Origin of the sequence: Terrabacter sp. RAF57 (genome assembly GCF_052113925.1) — a bacterium.
In the GTDB taxonomy this organism is placed as follows: Bacteria; Actinomycetota; Actinomycetes; order Actinomycetales; family Dermatophilaceae; genus Terrabacter.
Genome location: NZ_JBFRDT010000013.1, coordinates 74,905 through 90,064 on the forward strand (window position 1 = coordinate 74,905; position 15,160 = coordinate 90,064).

At 71.3% G+C, this 15,160-nt stretch carries 14 protein-coding genes; 3 read left to right on the forward strand and 11 right to left on the reverse strand.

Annotated features, from left to right (window positions below):
• Positions 1 to 11: 11 nt before the first annotated feature.
• The 11 genes from leuA to AB4Y83_RS15475 all read right to left on the reverse strand — a co-directional run bounded on the left by leuA (position 12) and on the right by AB4Y83_RS15475 (position 9,988).
• Positions 12 to 1,769: a 2-isopropylmalate synthase gene (gene leuA / locus AB4Y83_RS15425; protein ID WP_442297405.1), complete on the reverse strand. Its 1,758-nt coding sequence runs from the start codon at positions 1,767 to 1,769 to the stop codon at positions 12 to 14.
• Between the two features lie 107 nt (positions 1,770 to 1,876).
• Positions 1,877 to 2,350: a hypothetical protein gene (locus tag AB4Y83_RS15430; RefSeq protein ID WP_442297406.1), complete on the reverse strand. Its 474-nt coding sequence runs from the start codon at positions 2,348 to 2,350 to the stop codon at positions 1,877 to 1,879.
• A gap of 48 nt (positions 2,351 to 2,398) precedes the next feature.
• Positions 2,399 to 2,590: a hypothetical protein gene (locus AB4Y83_RS15435; RefSeq protein ID WP_442274683.1), complete on the reverse strand. Its 192-nt coding sequence runs from the start codon at positions 2,588 to 2,590 to the stop codon at positions 2,399 to 2,401.
• A 40-nt stretch (positions 2,591 to 2,630) separates the two neighbouring features.
• Positions 2,631 to 2,996 (reverse strand): VOC family protein, encoded by a 366-nt coding sequence (locus AB4Y83_RS15440; RefSeq protein ID WP_442274684.1) that lies wholly within the window; start codon positions 2,994 to 2,996, stop codon positions 2,631 to 2,633.
• A 64-nt stretch (positions 2,997 to 3,060) separates the two neighbouring features.
• Entirely contained in the window at positions 3,061 to 4,035 is a 975-nt protein-coding gene (era, locus tag AB4Y83_RS15445) for a GTPase Era (RefSeq protein ID WP_442297407.1), read from the reverse strand.
• Positions 4,016 to 5,329, reverse strand: a complete 1,314-nt coding sequence (locus AB4Y83_RS15450) for a hemolysin family protein (RefSeq protein ID WP_442297408.1) — start codon at positions 5,327 to 5,329, stop codon at positions 4,016 to 4,018. Before AB4Y83_RS15450 ends, era begins: the two co-directional genes overlap by 20 nt.
• A gap of 19 nt (positions 5,330 to 5,348) precedes the next feature.
• Positions 5,349 to 5,816: an rRNA maturation RNase YbeY gene (gene ybeY, locus AB4Y83_RS15455; protein ID WP_056824909.1), complete on the reverse strand. Its 468-nt coding sequence runs from the start codon at positions 5,814 to 5,816 to the stop codon at positions 5,349 to 5,351.
• Entirely contained in the window at positions 5,813 to 7,036 is a 1,224-nt protein-coding gene (locus AB4Y83_RS15460; protein ID WP_442297409.1) for a PhoH family protein, read from the reverse strand. Before AB4Y83_RS15460 ends, ybeY begins: the two co-directional genes overlap by 4 nt.
• Positions 7,037 to 7,049: 13 nt before the next feature.
• Complete coding sequence (locus AB4Y83_RS15465) at positions 7,050 to 8,582, reverse strand: S10 family peptidase (RefSeq protein ID WP_442297410.1); 1,533 nt, start codon at positions 8,580 to 8,582, stop codon at positions 7,050 to 7,052.
• Positions 8,579 to 8,938: a histidine triad nucleotide-binding protein gene (locus AB4Y83_RS15470; RefSeq protein ID WP_056780126.1), complete on the reverse strand. Its 360-nt coding sequence runs from the start codon at positions 8,936 to 8,938 to the stop codon at positions 8,579 to 8,581. Before AB4Y83_RS15470 ends, AB4Y83_RS15465 begins: the two co-directional genes overlap by 4 nt.
• A 9-nt stretch (positions 8,939 to 8,947) precedes the next feature.
• Positions 8,948 to 9,988: a LacI family DNA-binding transcriptional regulator gene (locus AB4Y83_RS15475; protein ID WP_442297411.1), complete on the reverse strand. Its 1,041-nt coding sequence runs from the start codon at positions 9,986 to 9,988 to the stop codon at positions 8,948 to 8,950.
• A 214-nt stretch (positions 9,989 to 10,202) separates the two neighbouring features.
• Between AB4Y83_RS15475 and AB4Y83_RS15480 the strand changes: the two genes are divergently transcribed.
• The 3 genes from AB4Y83_RS15480 (at position 10,203) to AB4Y83_RS15490 (ending at position 15,149) form a co-directional block, all read left to right on the forward strand.
• Complete coding sequence (locus AB4Y83_RS15480; RefSeq protein ID WP_442297412.1) at positions 10,203 to 13,178, forward strand: glycoside hydrolase; 2,976 nt, start codon at positions 10,203 to 10,205, stop codon at positions 13,176 to 13,178.
• Positions 13,179 to 13,317: 139 nt separating this feature from the next.
• Entirely contained in the window at positions 13,318 to 13,965 is a 648-nt protein-coding gene (locus AB4Y83_RS15485; RefSeq protein ID WP_442297413.1) for an RNA polymerase sigma factor, read from the forward strand.
• Positions 13,962 to 15,149: a Gmad2 immunoglobulin-like domain-containing protein gene (locus AB4Y83_RS15490; protein ID WP_442297414.1), complete on the forward strand. Its 1,188-nt coding sequence runs from the start codon at positions 13,962 to 13,964 to the stop codon at positions 15,147 to 15,149. The genes AB4Y83_RS15485 and AB4Y83_RS15490 overlap by 4 nt, the downstream gene beginning before the upstream one ends.
• Positions 15,150 to 15,160 lie beyond the last annotated feature (11 nt).

The window sequence follows — 15,160 nt, forward strand, 5'->3', positions numbered from 1 at the left end:
TGGTCGTCAGATCAGGCGTCCGACGAGGGGCTCGGAACGGCGTCGCGGTGGGCGCGGTTGACCGCCGAGACGATCGCCTTGATGGACGCCGTGACGATCGACGGGTCGACCCCGACACCCCAGAGCACGCGGTCGCCGACGGCGCACTCGACGTAGGCCGCGGCGCGGGCGTCGCCACCCGCGGAGAGGGCGTGCTCGGCGTAGTCGAGGACCCGGACGTCCGGGGTGCCCTCGACGGTCGAGAGCGCATCGACGAAGGCCGCGATGGGACCGTTGCCCGTGCCGGTGACGGTCATGGACTCGCCACCGTCGCGGACGGTCGCCTCGATCGTGCTCGCCCCGTCGACGGTCGAGTCGGTGACGACGTTGACGAGCTCGAAGCGGCCCCAGGCCCGGCTCGGGTCGGGGAGGTACTCGTCCTGGAACTTGGCCCACAGGTCGGCTGGAGCGACCTCGCCGCCGTCCTGGTCGACACCGCGCTGGACGACACCGGAGAACTCGATCTGCAGCCGACGCGGCAGGTCCATCTGGTGCTCGGTCTTCATGATGTACGCGACGCCGCCCTTGCCGGACTGGCTGTTGACGCGGACGACGGCCTCGTAGGAGCGGCCGAGGTCGTGCGGGTCGATGGGGAGGTAGGGGACGCCCCAGACGAGGTCGTCGATCCCCGTGCCCTTCGCCTCGGCCTCGGACGCCATGGCCTCGAAGCCCTTCTTGATGGCGTCCTGGTGCGATCCGGAGAAGGCCGTGAAGACGAGGTCGCCGCCGTAGGGGTGGCGCTCGCCCACGGGCAGCTGGTTGCAGTACTCGACGGTGCGGCGCACCTCGTCGATGTCGCTGAAGTCGATCTGCGGATCGACGCCCTGGCTGAAGAGGTTCATCCCGAGGGTGACGAGGCAGACGTTGCCGGTGCGCTCACCGTTGCCGAACAGGCAGCCCTCGATGCGGTCGGCGCCGGCGAGGTAGCCGAGCTCGGCCGCGGCCACGCCGGTGCCGCGGTCGTTGTGGGGGTGCAGGCTCACGACGATCGACTCTCGCCGCTCGAGGTGGCGGACCATCCACTCGATCGAGTCGGCGTAGACGTTGGGCGTCGCCATCTCGACGGTCGCCGGCAGGTTGACGATGATCTTGTGGTCGGGCGTCGGGTCGATGACGTCGACGACGGCGTTGCAGATCCGCATCGCGAAGTCGAGCTCGGTGCCGGTGTAGGACTCCGGCGAGTACTCGTAGTAGATCGTCGTGTCGGGGATCGTCTCCTCGAGCTTCCTGCACAGGCGCGCGGCCTGGACGGCGATGTCGATGATGCCGTCCTGGTCGAGGCCGAAGACGACCTTGCGCTGCAGCGCCGACGTCGAGTTGTAGAAGTGGACGATGGCCTGCTTGCTGCCCCGGATCGCATCGTAGGTGCGCTCGATGAGGTGGTCGCGACACTGCGTCAGCACCTGGATCGTCACGTCATCGGGGATGTGTCCGCCCTCGATGAGCTCACGGCAGAAGTCGAAGTCGGTCTGGCTCGCCGACGGGAAGCCGACCTCGATCTCCTTGTAACCCATCTTCACGAGCAGCTGGAACATCCGGAGCTTCCGCTCGGAGTTCATCGGGTCGATGAGCGCCTGGTTGCCGTCGCGCAGGTCGACGGCGCACCAGCGCGGGGCCGCCGCGATGCGTTTCGTCGGCCACGTGCGGTCCGGGAGCTCGAACGGGATCTGCTCGTGGAAGGGGACGTACTTCTGGAACGGCATTCCCGACGTCTGCTGGGGGTGGATCATCGCGTCACTCTCTCGTCTGCGTTTCGCTCGGTGTCCGGCCGGACACGGGAAACTCCGCGACGAGGAGGGCCGGGGTCAGGCCTCGTCGCGGCAGAGAAGAAGGAGGCTCACCGCTCGCACCCGTTCACCGTATGCCGGTCGCTCCGCTCGCGTCCACCCCTCGGGACCGCTGCCCGGATCCTGAGACGTTCGCGCGGGGTCCTGGACGTCAGGAGTGCTGCGCCCCTCGGGGAAAGCGCCACGGCGTCCTCGACGGACGTGAGCGGCACCGGGGTCGCGGCGAGCTCGGCGACGTGCGCCCGGTGGGCGTCGGGCGGGCTGCCCCAGAACCACGAGACGAAGGCGAAGGTCGTGCCGTCTGCTGACAGCTGGACCGTCGCGACGTCGGGCACGTGGGCGGCGAACTCCGACCTGGCCGGTTCGGCGTAGCCGGCGAGGAGCCGCTCCGTGACCCTCGGCGGGAACTCCGTCGCGCAGCGCCCGAGGGTGCGCCAGCCGAGCCGCTCGAGGGCGCCGACGACCTCGGGATAGGGCGAGACGAGGTCAGCCCGGTCTGTCACGTCCACGTACTCGTAGCGCACGGAACTCCCTGTCGACGCGGAGGGCAGTCGCCGTCTGAGGCGAACAGGTCAGGGCGCGGACCGCGGACCGCCAGGCAGATCGGCGGAGGCCGTCGGCTCGTCGGATCCGGGCACGGCCGGAGACTCCGCCGCCTGGGAGTCCTCGCGGGCGTCGGCGATCTGCTCCTCCGGACGCGGCGGCACCGTCTGGTCCTCCTCGAGGACCTCGAGCTCGTGGTCGTGCGCTGGCTGCTCGGACATGTCTGCCTCCTTGCCCGGAGTGTAGGGCGAGGCGCTGACCTCAGGCGCGCTGGCAGACCATGAGCGCGTTGCCGTCAGGGTCCTCGAACTGCACGAAGACGACGCTGCCGATGTCCTCGACGTCCGAGGTGATCCTCACGCCGAGCGCCCGCAGGTGCTCGACCGTCGCCGTCATGTCGTCGGTCCAGAGGAAGAACCGCGGTGGCCCGGACGCCACGAAGTCCTGGCGGTTGGCGTCGAGCGCCTGCCGGGTCTGCCCGTCCGTCGGGATGTCGTAGATCGTGGCGTCGTGGGAGGCCACGTCGGTCTCGAAACCGAGCACGGCGGCATACCACCGGATGGCAGCGGCCATGTCGCGGACCGGGACGAAGACCTGACCGACGCGGCGAAGGATGGGGCTGCTCATCGCGGCAGGCTGGAGGACCCGGCCACGAACGAGAAACCCGTTGCGTTGCGGTGCCCGTCGCGGGTCAGAAGCCGAGGCGCTGGAGCTGCTTGGGGTCGCGTTGCCAGTCCTTGGCCACCTTGACGTGGAGGTCGAGGTAGACCTTCTGCCCGAGGAGGGCCTCGATGCCCTTGCGGGCGTTCGTGCCGACCTCGCGCAGCCGGGAGCCGCCGCGTCCGATGACGATGGCCTTCTGGCTGGGGCGCTCGACGAAGACGTTGACGCGCACGTCGAGCAGCGGGTTGTCGTCGGGCCGCCCCTCGCGCTGCACCATCTCCTCGACGACGACGGCGAGCGAGTGCGGCAGCTCGTCGCGCACACCCTCGAGCGCCGCCTCGCGCACGAGCTCGGCGATCATGACCATCTCGGGCTCGTCGGTGAGCATCCCGTCGGGGTAGAGCTGCGGCGAGCGCGGCAGGAAGGACGCGAGGACGTCGCGCACCTCCTCGACCTGGCTCCCGGAGACGGCCGAGCACGGGATGATCGCGTCCCACTCCCCCAGCTGGTCGATGGCGATGAGGTGCTCCGCGAGCCGCTCGCGGTCGACGGCGTCGGCCTTCGTGGCGATGGCGACGACCGGACGGCGCCGGACCGAACGCAGCTCGGCGAGCTCGTGGGCGATGAAGGTGTCGCCGGGGCCGATGCGCTGGTCGGCCGGCAGGCAGAAGCCGATGACGTCGACCTCGAGCAGGGTCTCGCGGACGAGGTCGTTGAGGCGCTGGCCGAGGAGGGTCCGCGGCTTGTGGAGACCCGGGGTGTCGACGAGGATCAGCTGGGCCGTCGCGGTCGTCGTGACGCCCCGGATCGTGTGCCGGGTCGTCTGGGGTTTCGAGCTCGTGATCGCGACCTTCTGGCCCACGAGCGCGTTGGTCAGCGTCGACTTGCCCGCGTTGGGCCGCCCCACGAGGCAGGCGAAGCCCGCCCGGTAGTCGGCCGATCTGTCGGTCGTCCCCGAGGCCGAGGTGTCGCCGTGCGTCGGGTCAGCGTCCTGGGTGCCCATGGGCGTCCTCCGTCTCGGTGTACGCCGCGTCGTCCTCCGGCACCGAGGCCCGGTGCACGATGACCGACGCGACGCGGTGGCGGCGTCCGGCCATGCGTTCGGCCGTCAGCTCCAGCCCAGCGACCCTACCGGACGACCCGACGATCGGGACCCGGCCGATCACCTTGGTGAGGAGTCCGCCGACGGTGTCGACGTCCTCCTCGTCGATGGTGACGTCGAAGAGCTCGGCGAGGTCGTCGATGTCCATCGAGGCCGGCACCCGCAGGGTGCCGTCCTCGAGCTGCTCGATGCCGGGCGCCTCACGGTCGTGCTCGTCGGCGATCTCGCCGACGATCTCCTCGATGATGTCCTCGATCGTGATGAGACCGGCGGTGCCGCCGTACTCGTCGACGACGATGGCGAAGTGGTTCTGGTCGCGCTGCATCTCGCGCAGCAGGTCGTCGACGGGCTTGCTCTCGGGCACGAAGTGCATGGGCCGCATGACCTCGGTGGCGGGGTGGCGGCCGTCCTCGGGGGCGGCGTTGAGCCGGCGGGCGACGTCCTTGAAGTAGAGCAGACCACGGACGTCGTCGCTGTCCTCGCCGACGACCGGGATCCGGGAGAAGCCCGAACGGAGGAAGAGCGACATCGCGCTGCGCAGCGTCTTGTCCGCGTCGAGGACGACCATGTCGGTGCGCGGCACCATCACCGCGCGGGCGAGGGTGTCGCCGAGCTCGAAGACCGAGTGGATCATCTCGCGCTCGTCGGCCTCGATGACGTCGGAGTCACCGGCCATGTCGACGAGGTCGCGCAGCTCGGACTCGGTCTGGAAGGGGCCGTCGGTGTAGCCCTTGCCGGGCGTGACCGCGTTGCCGAGGACGACGAGGAGCTTGGCCACCGGCCCGAGCACGCGGCGCAGGCCGACGGCGAAGGGGGCGCTCCACAGCGCGACGGTGTCGTAGTTCTGCCGTCCGAGGGTGCGCGGCGAGACGCCGACGACGACGAACGACACGACGGCCATGATCGTGATGCTGATGAGGGCGCGGCTCCACGTCGACTCGAACCGCCCGGCGACGGCCAGGGTGACGAGCACCGCCGCGGTGGCCTCGGCGACGACGCGCAGGAACGCGATGACCGAGAGGTATGCCGGTGAGTCGCCGACCACGGTCATCAGCGACTTGGCGCCCGACCGGCCTTCGTCGAACAGCTCCTGGGCGCGCACGCGGGACATGCGGAAGATGGCGGCCTCGGCGGCCGACAGCAGGAACGCCACGACGATGCTGATGAGGGCCGGGAGCGCGAACTGCGGGAACATCTCGGTCTCTCGTCCGCGGTCAGGCGCTCGGGCGGTTGCGCGTGGCGAGGAAGGTGAGCAGCAGCTGACGTTGCAGCTCGAACATCTCGCGTTCCTCGTCCGGCTCGGCGTGGTCGTAGCCGAGCAGGTGGAGGATGCCGTGCGTCGTGAGCAGCAGCATCTCCTCCATCGGCGCGTGACCGGCATCGAGCGCCTGCTTCGTCGCCACGGACGGGCAGAGCACGATGTCGCCGAGGGTGCCCTCCTCGGGCTCCTGGCCCTCGCGACCCGGTCGCAGCTCGTCCATCGGGAAGCTCATGACGTCGGTGGGCCCGGGCAGGTCCATCCACTGCACGTGGAGGACCTCCATGGCGTCCTCGTCGACGAGCTTGATGCAGAGGTCGGCCTGCGCGTGGACCCGCATCTGCTCCATGACGTAGGCGGCGCAGGCCAGCAGCTCGAGCTCGTCGACATCGTGGTCGGTCTCGTTGAGGACGTCGATGCTCACGCGCCGGCCTCCGTGGCGTCACGGCGTCCGCCGTGGTCGTCGCGGTCGTCGCGGTGGTCGCGCCCGTGGTCGTCGCGGTCGGCTCCCCGGTCCGGGGAACGGTCGGAGGTCCGCCGCGACCCGCGGTGGTCACGGTGGTCGGCCGATGCGGCCCGGGACCGGGCCCGACGCTCGGCACGCACCTCGTCGCGCTCGTAGGCGTCGACGATGGCGCTGACGAGGCGGTGGCGCACGACGTCGTGGGAGGTCAGCTCGGCGAAGTGGACGTCCTCGACGCCCTCGAGGATGTCGCGCACGACGCGCAGGCCCGAGCGGGTGCCACCGGGGAGGTCGACCTGGGTGATGTCGCCCGTCACGACCATCTTCGAGCCGAAGCCGAGACGCGTGAGGAACATCTTCATCTGCTCGCTCGAGGTGTTCTGGGCCTCGTCGAGGATGATGAACGCGTCGTTGAGCGTGCGACCGCGCATGTACGCGAGCGGGGCCACCTCGATCGTGCCGGACGCCATGAGCCGCGGGATCGTCTCGGGCGAGACCATGTCGTGCAGCGCGTCGTAGAGCGGGCGCAGGTAGGGGTCGATCTTGTCGTTGAGCGTGCCCGGCAGGAAGCCGAGACGCTCGCCGGCCTCGACGGCGGGGCGGGTCAGGATGATGCGGTTGACCTGCTTGGCCTGCAGCGCCGCGACCGCCTTGGCCATCGCGAGGTAGGTCTTGCCGGTGCCGGCGGGGCCGATGCCGAAGACGACGGTGTGCTCGTCGATCGCGTCGACGTAGCGCTTCTGGTTCAGCGTCTTCGGACGGATCGTGCGACCGCGGCTGCTGACGATGTTCATCGTGAGCACGTCGGCCGGGCGCTCGGCCGTCTGCCCGCGCAGCATCGAGATCGAACGCTCGACGGCGTCGCGGTTGAGCGGCTGGCCGGTCGAGACGATCGTCAGCAGCTCGTCGACGAGGGTGTCGATGATCTCGAGCTCCCCGGCCGGTCCCGCGAAGGTCATCTCGTTGCCGCGCACGTGGGTGTCGACGAGAGGGAACTGGCGCTCCATGGTGCGCAGCAGCTCGTCGCGGGGACCCAGGAGGGTCACCATCTCGATCGGCGGCGGGATCTGCCGGGTCAGCACCGGCGTGTCACCGCCGCTCTCGGCTCCCACGGGGAGCTGCGTGCCGTCAGGGGCGTGCGGGCCGTCGCTGTCGGATGGTCGAGGTTGCGCGTCATTCATCGTGGTCACGAGTCTACGTGTCGCGGCCCGAGCTCCTCACCACGAATTCGGCGAGGTCCTTGCTCTGCTGCACGCGCGACGGCTCGTGGACGTACATCATGTGGCCGGCCTCGTAGTAGGCGTGCTCGACGTTCGCGAGCCGGTCGGCAGGAAGCTGCAGGTGGGCCACGACGTCCTCCGCTGCGAAGTGCGGCGTGGCGCCGTCGTAGTAGCCGTAGGCGATGTGGACCTTGAGGTGCGGGTTCTGGCGCATCGCGCGCTCGAGCTTCGGGGACACGTCGATGGGCCGCCCCTCGAAGTCCTTGAACGACCACGGGTGCACGAGGCGCGAGATCTGCTCGTAGTGCAGGTCGCTGACGTAGCCGAGCTCGTCGCGGACGTAGTGGTTCCAGGCCGCGGCGTAGGGGCCGGCGATGGCGTCGTGAGACGGGTCGGCGTCCATGTTCTCGGCGATCGCGGCGGCGGCCGGTCCCGTGAACCGGGCGTCGAGCCGACCCACGGAGAGGCGCTCGTCGCGCAGCAGCTCGGTGAAGTAGCGCCAGTGCTCGATGCGCAGGTCGGCGCGGTCGACGTAGTCCTCGGTCAGCCCCGAGAGCCGGGCCAGGGTCGAGACCGCCTCGGCGCGCTGGGCCTTCGTCAGCCGGTGGCCACGAGAGAGCACCCACGGGTAGTCGCGGGCGGCATACGCCTCGGCCTCGTCGAGGACGGACCGCAGCGAGCGGCGGCCGTGCTTGCCGTGGAAGTGGGCCACGGCGGCATACGTCGGCAGGTAGAGCGCGTGCGCGCGGTCGTTGCGCTGGTTCTCGAAGTCGACCGAGCTGAGGTCGAGGACGCTGCTGATGAGGACGAGCCCGTTGAGGTACATGCCGTAGCGGGACTGGAGGTGCTCGGCGAGCGCCGCGCCGCGGAGGGTGCCGTAGGACTCCCCCGCGACGAACTTGGGCGACATCCAGCGGCCGTTCCGCGAGGTCCAGAGCCGGATCAGCTCGCCGACGGACTCGATGTCCTTCTGGTAGCCGTGGTAGTCCCCCGGCTTGCCGCCCTCGACCGCGCGTGAGTAGCCGGTCGACATGGGGTCGATGAAGACGAGGTCGCTGACCGCGAGGAGCGACTCGGGGTTGTCGACGAGGTCGTACGGGGGCGGCTGGAGGGCGCCCACGTCGCCGCTGACGACGCGGCGCGGACCGAGCAGGCCGAGGTGCAGCCAGACGCTCGAGCTGCCGGGACCACCGTTGAAGGCGAAGGTGACCGGACGCGTGCGCGCATCGGCGTCGTCGAGGACGTAGCTCGTCATCGACAGCTCCGCGCGCGCCTTGTGGCCGCCGAAGGTGCCGTCCTTGTGCTCCTCCTCGCGGAGCACGACCCGCCCTGTCGTCGCGGTGTAGCGCAGCCGACGCCGGCCGATCTTGAGGGTGTGGTGGGTCGTCACGAGGTCGTCGACGGGGTCGACGGGCTTCGCCTCGGCGGCATCGGTCTTCGGTTTCTCGGCCGCCGATCCCGTTGTCGCGTCGGGCTTCTCGTCGATGGTGGAGGTCTCGTCGCTCACACCATCCTCCCCTCGGTGAAGGCCGCGCCGGCGAGCAGGTGGACGTGTGCGTGGAAGACGGTCTGGCCGGCGCCGCTGCCGGTGTTGACGATCATCCGGTGGGCGTCGGTCACGCCCTCCTGCTCCGCGACGCGGGCCGCGAGCCGGAAGACGTCGGTGAGGTCGTCACCGGACGCCGCCGCCAGGGCACCCACCGTCGGCTCGTGGCGCCTCGGCACGACGAGGACGTGGATCGGCGCGGCGGGGCTGATGTCGCGGAAGGCGATCGACCGCTCGCTCTCGGCGACCCGGTCGGACGGGATCTCACCGGCGACGATCTTGCAGAAGAGGCAGTCACTGGGGGTCTGCGAGGTCATGACTGCACCCTAGGCACGACGTGGTCGGCGCGCACCCGTGCGGCTCGGCGCGGCGCTGCTCGCCCGCACGACGAGCTGCGTCGGCACGAGGGTCGTGCCGGTGGTCGGCCCCGTGCCCCGCACCTGGCCGAGCACCTGCTCGACGCAGAGCCGGCCGATCTGCTCGAAGTCCTGGCGCACTGTGGTGAGCGGGGGGATGTAAGACGCCGCCTCGGGCACGTCGTCGAACCCGACGACGCTCACCTGCTCAGGGACCCGCAGGCCGCGGTCGTGGAAGGCTCGGAGGAGCCCGAGTGCCATCTGGTCATTGGCGGCGAAAACCGCTGTGCAGGAGGGCTCGTCGGCCAGCCGAAGACCGATCTCGTAGCCGGACTCGGGCGTCCAGTCACCGTGCAGCACCCGAGGCACCTCGAGCCCCCTGGCCACGAGCCGCGCCCGCCAGGCATCGCGACGCCGCTGGGCGGCATACGAGCTCTCGGGGCCGGCCACGTGCCACACGGTGCGGTGCCCCAGGTCGAGCAGGTGGTCGGTCGCCGAGGCGGCGCCCGCCGCCTGGTCGGTGTCGACGACGGGGTGACGGTCGCCGGCGTCGTCGGAGTCGGCGACGACGACCTTGAAACCGGGCGGGTAGGGCGCGGGGGCGTCGCTCGCGAGGTGGGTCTCCATGATGGCGACCACGGCGTCGACGGCGAGCTCCCCGGCCCGCGTGAAGGCTCCGCGGACGGCGTCCTGGGAGGGGGCGTTGACCGGGATGAGGGTCACCGCGTAGTCGTGGACGGCGGCCGCCGCGACGATGCCCTCCAGCGTGCGCACGTTTCCGGTCGTCGACAGGGTGAACGTCATGACCCCGATGGCGCGGAACGCTCCACGCTTCAGGGCTCGCGCCGCACTGTTGGGACGGTAGCCGAGCTCCTCCATGGCGCGGAGCACCGTCTGGCGCGTGCTCTCGACGACGCTCGTCTCGCCGTTCGCCACTCGGGAGACCGTCTGCGACGAGACGTTGGCGAGGCGCGCCACGTCGGCCATCGACACCGCTCGTCGCTCCCCCACCGTTCCTCCTGCTCGTCCCATTCGTCCTGCTCGCGCATGCCGCCGCTTCCGACGCCATCCTGCCAGCCGCCGCGAGACCGCCCCTTGACACCCGTCCAGCCCGGCTGGGACCGTGTCGGCGGCCGATGTTTGCGCAAACATACGCTCATTCCGGGCGTTGGGTGCGCATTCACCCCGGACCGCCACCGCCGTCGCTCCAGGAAGGCACCAACCCATGAGACCCCGTCCCACCCGCGTCGCCTCGGGCGCCCTGGCGACCGTCACGGTCGCCGTCGGCTCGCTGCTCGCCGGTTCCGTCGCCGTTGCGGCGCCCGCACCGGCCGCTGCTCCCACGACCTCCGCCACGGCCGCCTCCCCCAGCGGCGACGGTGTCCCCGTCGTGCGACTCACGCCCGACCCGTCCTACCAGCAGCCCGCCTTCGAGGGTTGGGGCACGAGCCTCGTGTGGTTCGCCAACGCGACAGGCGACTACCCCGACGCCGTCCGCAACAAGCTCGCCGACCTCGTCTTCGGCAAGGACGGGCTGGCGCTCAACATCGCGCGCTACAACATCGGCGGCGGCAACGCGCCGGACGTCGAGGACTACCTGCGTCCCGGCGGCGCCGTGCAGGGCTGGTGGAAGGCACCGGAGGGCACGACGCGGACCGACGTCGACTGGTGGTCGCCGGACGACGCGGCCGACTGGAACTGGGATGCCGACCAGACCCAGCGCTGGTGGGTCGACCGCATCAAGGGCGGCATCACGAAGTGGGAGACCTTCAGCAACTCCCCGCCATGGTTCATGACCGAGAGCGGCTACGTCTCGGGGAACTACAACGCCGGCCAGGACCAGCTCAAGCGCACCAGCATCGGCGACTTCACGGCATACCTCGTCAAGGTGACCGAGCACCTGGAGGCGGCGCACGGCATCAAGGTCGACACCATCGACCCCTTCAACGAGCCGAACACGAGCTACTGGGGCACCCAGCTCGGCGCCGACGGCCGGCCCACCGGCGGCCGCCAGGAGGGCGCCCACATCGGACCACAGCTGCAGCAGGACGTCGTGCGCTCGCTCGACCAGCGCCTCGCGGGCTCAGGGACCGACGCGAAGATCGCGGCGATGGACGAGACCAACCCCGGGACCTTCGTCACCAACTGGATGAGCTATCCGGCCGACGTCAAGGCCGCCGTGTCGCGGATGAACGTCCACACCTACGGCACCGCCCAGCGGACGGCCGTGCGTGACCTCAGCAAGTCCGACGACAAGCCTCTGTGGATGTCCGAGGTCGAGGGCAGCTGGGGCAACGGCCAGAGCTTCACCTCCATGGAGCCCGGTATCGGCATGGCGCAGCGGATGACCGACGACCTGCGCGAGCTCGAGCCGTCGGCGTGGGTCTTCTGGCAGCCCGTCGAGGACTACGACAACATGAAGCCCGGCGGGGAGAGCGCGGCGGGCGCCAACTGGGGCAGCATCCAGATGCGCTTCGACTGCACGGCCAAGGACACGCTGGCCACCTGCCCCATCTACACGAACCAGAAGTTCAACACCGTGCGCAACTTCACGCACTACATCCGTCCCGGCGACCACGTCGTCAAGGTCGACGACACGAGCACGATCGCCGCGATCCGTCCGGACGCGCGCACCGCGACCCTCGTGCACACGAACGGCTCGACGACAGCGCAGGACCTCGCGATCGACCTCTCGAAGTTCGGCAAGATCGGCCCCAAGGCCAGCGTGACCGCCGTCGTCACCGACGCCGACGGCGCACTCCGGTCGCAGACCCCGGTGGCGGTCGACGGCACCTCGGCCACGGTGCGAGTGCCGGCCCAGTCCGTCACGACCCTCGTCGTCTCCGACGTCCGTGGCGTCGCCACGGACGCGCCGACCTTCCAGGAGGGCCACGCGTACCGCTTCGTCGGCGTCCAGAGCGGGCGCTCCCTCGACGCCGAGCAGACCGGTATCGCGATCCGCACGACGGACACCGCGAGCGCCGACCAGCTCTGGACCGCGACGAAGCTCACGGGCGGCGACACGAACCGTGAGCGCTACCAGCTGCGAGCACTCGACGGTCGTCAGGTCGCCCTGCGATCCGGTGCTCTCGTCCTCGAGGCGGCGCAGACCACGCCGGACGCATCGGCACAGTGGTACCTCTCGACCACGGGCGACGGCATGTGGACGATCTCGAGCGCGACCGGTCCCGGCAACGTCGAGGTGGGCGGACAGGCCACGGCCGACGGCTCGTCCGTGGGGGTCTGGCAGCCGAACGCCGCCGCGAACCAGCGGTGGCGACTCGTCGACGAGACCGTGCGCGGCGTCGCCGACGTCGCGGTCTTCACGATGCCCGGAGTTGCTCCGACCCTTCCCACGGCGGTGGCGCCCGACCGCGTCGGCGCCGCGACGGCCGCCCTGCCCGTGACGTGGCGCCCCGTGCCCGCGGTGCGGTGGGCCCGCCCGGGCCAGGTCTTCGTCTTCGGCACCGCCACCGACCCCGCCACCGGGCGGGAGTACGCGGCACGGGCCGTCGTCACCGTTGACGCCATCTCGTCGACCACGCCGGCCGCGGCACGCACGTACGTCGGCGGCACGCCGGACCTGCCGGCAACCGTCACGGCGACGTCGGACCGCTACGACGTGACGGTCACCCTGCCGGTGGCGTGGGACACGACCGGCGCGGCGTACGACTCGGTCGGCACGGTCACGCTGCCCGGCCGAGCCACCCTGCCCGACGGGTCCACCGCCCCGGCCACGGCGGTCGTCACGGTGACCGAGCCGGTCGAGGCCAATGCGGCCCTCGCCCTGGGCACGACGGCCTCGGCCACCTTCACGGAGCCGGGCTACTCCGTGCAGGGCATCGTCAACGGCGTGCTGACCGACAAGGCCTGGTCGAACTGGCGCTCGGGCACCCAGCGTCCCGGCGACACCCTGACGGTCACACTGCCCGGCGCTCGGGACGTCACCCGGGTGACGACCCGCTTCTACCAGGACGGCGGGAACGTCAGCTACGCCCGGACGCTCCACGTCGAGGCGCTCGTGGGCAGCACCTGGACCCCCGTGTCGAGCGAGGTGACGGTGGCTGCGAGCGGACCAGCCGCACCGGTGGTGACGGTGCCGATCACCCCCACACGTACCTCGGCAGTGCGGGTCGTCATGACGGCGGCGAGCTACATGACCGTCAGCGAGGTCGAGGTCCTGGCCAAGGCGGCCGGCTGACCCGACCGGTCGCTCGAACCGCAGGTCCACGGCAGCCCCCGGGCAGCCGTGGACCTGCGGCGCATTCCGGACCCTCACGCCTCCGACGTGTCAACCCTGTGCTCCCGTTGCGCGTCATCTGTCCGTGAGAACGTTGGGTATGCCGGCCGGCCAGCTCAGCGACCCCGCGGCCTCCGGGGCCGCTGGTCGTCCCGCCACGGGCGGTGGTGGGGCTCCCGCCCCGGACGCCGGAGGAGTGGTCACCCCCGGCGGGTCCGAGCTGCCGACCGACCCCGACGTCGCCATCACCGAGCTCTACCACGCGCACTGGCACCGGCTCGTCCGCCTGGCCTGGCTGCTGCTGCGCGACCAGCTGGCAGCGGAGGACGTCGTGCAGGACGCGTTCGTCGCGACGCACCGCAGCTGGTCGGCCATCCGGGACGGCGGCCGCGTCGTCGGCTACCTCCAGACCGCCGTCGTCAACGGGTGCCGGTCGGTGCAGCGGCACACCGTCGTCGTCGACCGCCAGAACGTCCGCGACGCGGGCGCTGCCGACGCCCCGGGTCGAGGCACCCACGGCAGCGCCGAGACCCAGGTGCTCCACACGGCCGACCGCGACGCCGTCCTGGACGCGCTGCGCACCCTGCCCTCCCGGCAGCGGGAGGTGCTCGTGCTGCGCTACTACTCCGACCTCTCCGAGGCCCAGATCGCCCACACCCTCGAGATCTCCCCCGGCGCCGTGAAGACCCACGCCCACCGCGGCCTGACGGCCCTGCGCCGCAGCATCGACCCCCTGGAGCTGTCATGAACACCGAGCCGACGCGACCGGGCGAGACGCCCGGCGAGGAGCCGACCCTCATCGGTGCCGGGCTGCGCCCCGTCGAGGACCGGGTGCGCCGCGCCCTCGATGCCGAGGCGCGGTCGATCACCCCGACCGACCGACTCGGCGCGATCCTCGCCGACGCGCATGCGTCGGACGAGTCGTCCTGGGGGGCCGGCGCCGGCGCCGGGTCCCGGCGCCACCGGTGGCTCGTGCCTGCGGTGGCGGCGGCCGCGGCCGTCCTCGTCGCCGGCACCGTCTGGGCCGTGAACCGGCCGTCCGCGCCGACACCACCGGTCGCCGGGACTCCGACCGCCGTGGCCACCTCGACCGCGCGGGCGTCGACCCCGACGTCGTCCGGCGCACCGTCGAGCGTCCCGACGCAGACCGCGCAGCGGCCGACCTCCCCGGCGACGACCGCGCTCCCGCCTCCGGCCACGACGACCGTGAGCGTGCCGGTCTACTACCTCGGCCCGGTCGTGGCCGGCAGCGACCAGCTCCGTCTCTTCCGCGAGTTCGTGTCGACCGGTGTCACGACGCCGGTGACCGGTGAGGCCAAGGCCCTGGCCGCGCTCCGCCTCGCGACGGGCACACCGCCGAAGGGCTCCTCCTACGCGTTCGCGTGGTCGGGGGTGACCGTGCAGTCGGTGACGATCGGTCCGGGCGCGATCACCGTCCGCCTCTCGTCGGGCACGACCAGCACGGACTCCCTCGCCGCGGAGCAGCTCGGCTGGACCGCACAGGCGGCGGCGGGCACGGCACGGCCCGTCCGCTTCGAGCTCGCCGACGGCGGCAGCGAGGTCTCACCGGGCCACCCGGCCTCGGCGTCCTTCACGCGGCCGACCGACCCGATGACGGTCCTCGACCAGGTCGCACCCGTCTGGGTCGACGAGCCGGCCCGGGGCTCCGCCGTCAATGCCGGCGCACGGCTCACCGTCAAGGGCGTCGCCAGCACGTTCGAGGCCACCGTCGAGTGGGAGCTCCTCCGCGACGGCCAACGCGTCGACCACGGCTTCACGACGGCGTCGGTGGGTGCCCCGGACCGCGGCACGTACCGGTTCACCACGAAGTCGTCGCTGGCGCCCGGCGACTATGTCGTCCGCGTCTTCGCCAGCAGCGCGAAGGACGGGTCGCCGCTCGCGGAGCAGCTCGTCCCCGTGACCGCTCGCTGACCGGACCCGCT

Coding starts and splice junctions, on each gene's coding strand:
- era (WP_442297407.1), bottom strand. CDS start 4,035: ATGGGCACCCAGGACGCTGACCCGACGCACGGCGACACCTCGGCCTCG.
- AB4Y83_RS15470 (WP_056780126.1), bottom strand. CDS start 8,938: ATGACCTCGCAGACCCCCAGTGACTGCCTCTTCTGCAAGATCGTCGCC.
- AB4Y83_RS15485 (WP_442297413.1), top strand. CDS start 13,318: ATGCCGGCCGGCCAGCTCAGCGACCCCGCGGCCTCCGGGGCCGCTGGT.
- AB4Y83_RS15435 (WP_442274683.1), bottom strand. CDS start 2,590: ATGTCCGAGCAGCCAGCGCACGACCACGAGCTCGAGGTCCTCGAGGAG.
- AB4Y83_RS15490 (WP_442297414.1), top strand. CDS start 13,962: ATGAACACCGAGCCGACGCGACCGGGCGAGACGCCCGGCGAGGAGCCG.
- AB4Y83_RS15450 (WP_442297408.1), bottom strand. CDS start 5,329: ATGTTCCCGCAGTTCGCGCTCCCGGCCCTCATCAGCATCGTCGTGGCG.
- leuA (WP_442297405.1), bottom strand. CDS start 1,769: ATGATCCACCCCCAGCAGACGTCGGGAATGCCGTTCCAGAAGTACGTC.
- AB4Y83_RS15480 (WP_442297412.1), top strand. CDS start 10,203: ATGAGACCCCGTCCCACCCGCGTCGCCTCGGGCGCCCTGGCGACCGTC.
- AB4Y83_RS15440 (WP_442274684.1), bottom strand. CDS start 2,996: ATGAGCAGCCCCATCCTTCGCCGCGTCGGTCAGGTCTTCGTCCCGGTC.
- AB4Y83_RS15460 (WP_442297409.1), bottom strand. CDS start 7,036: ATGAATGACGCGCAACCTCGACCATCCGACAGCGACGGCCCGCACGCC.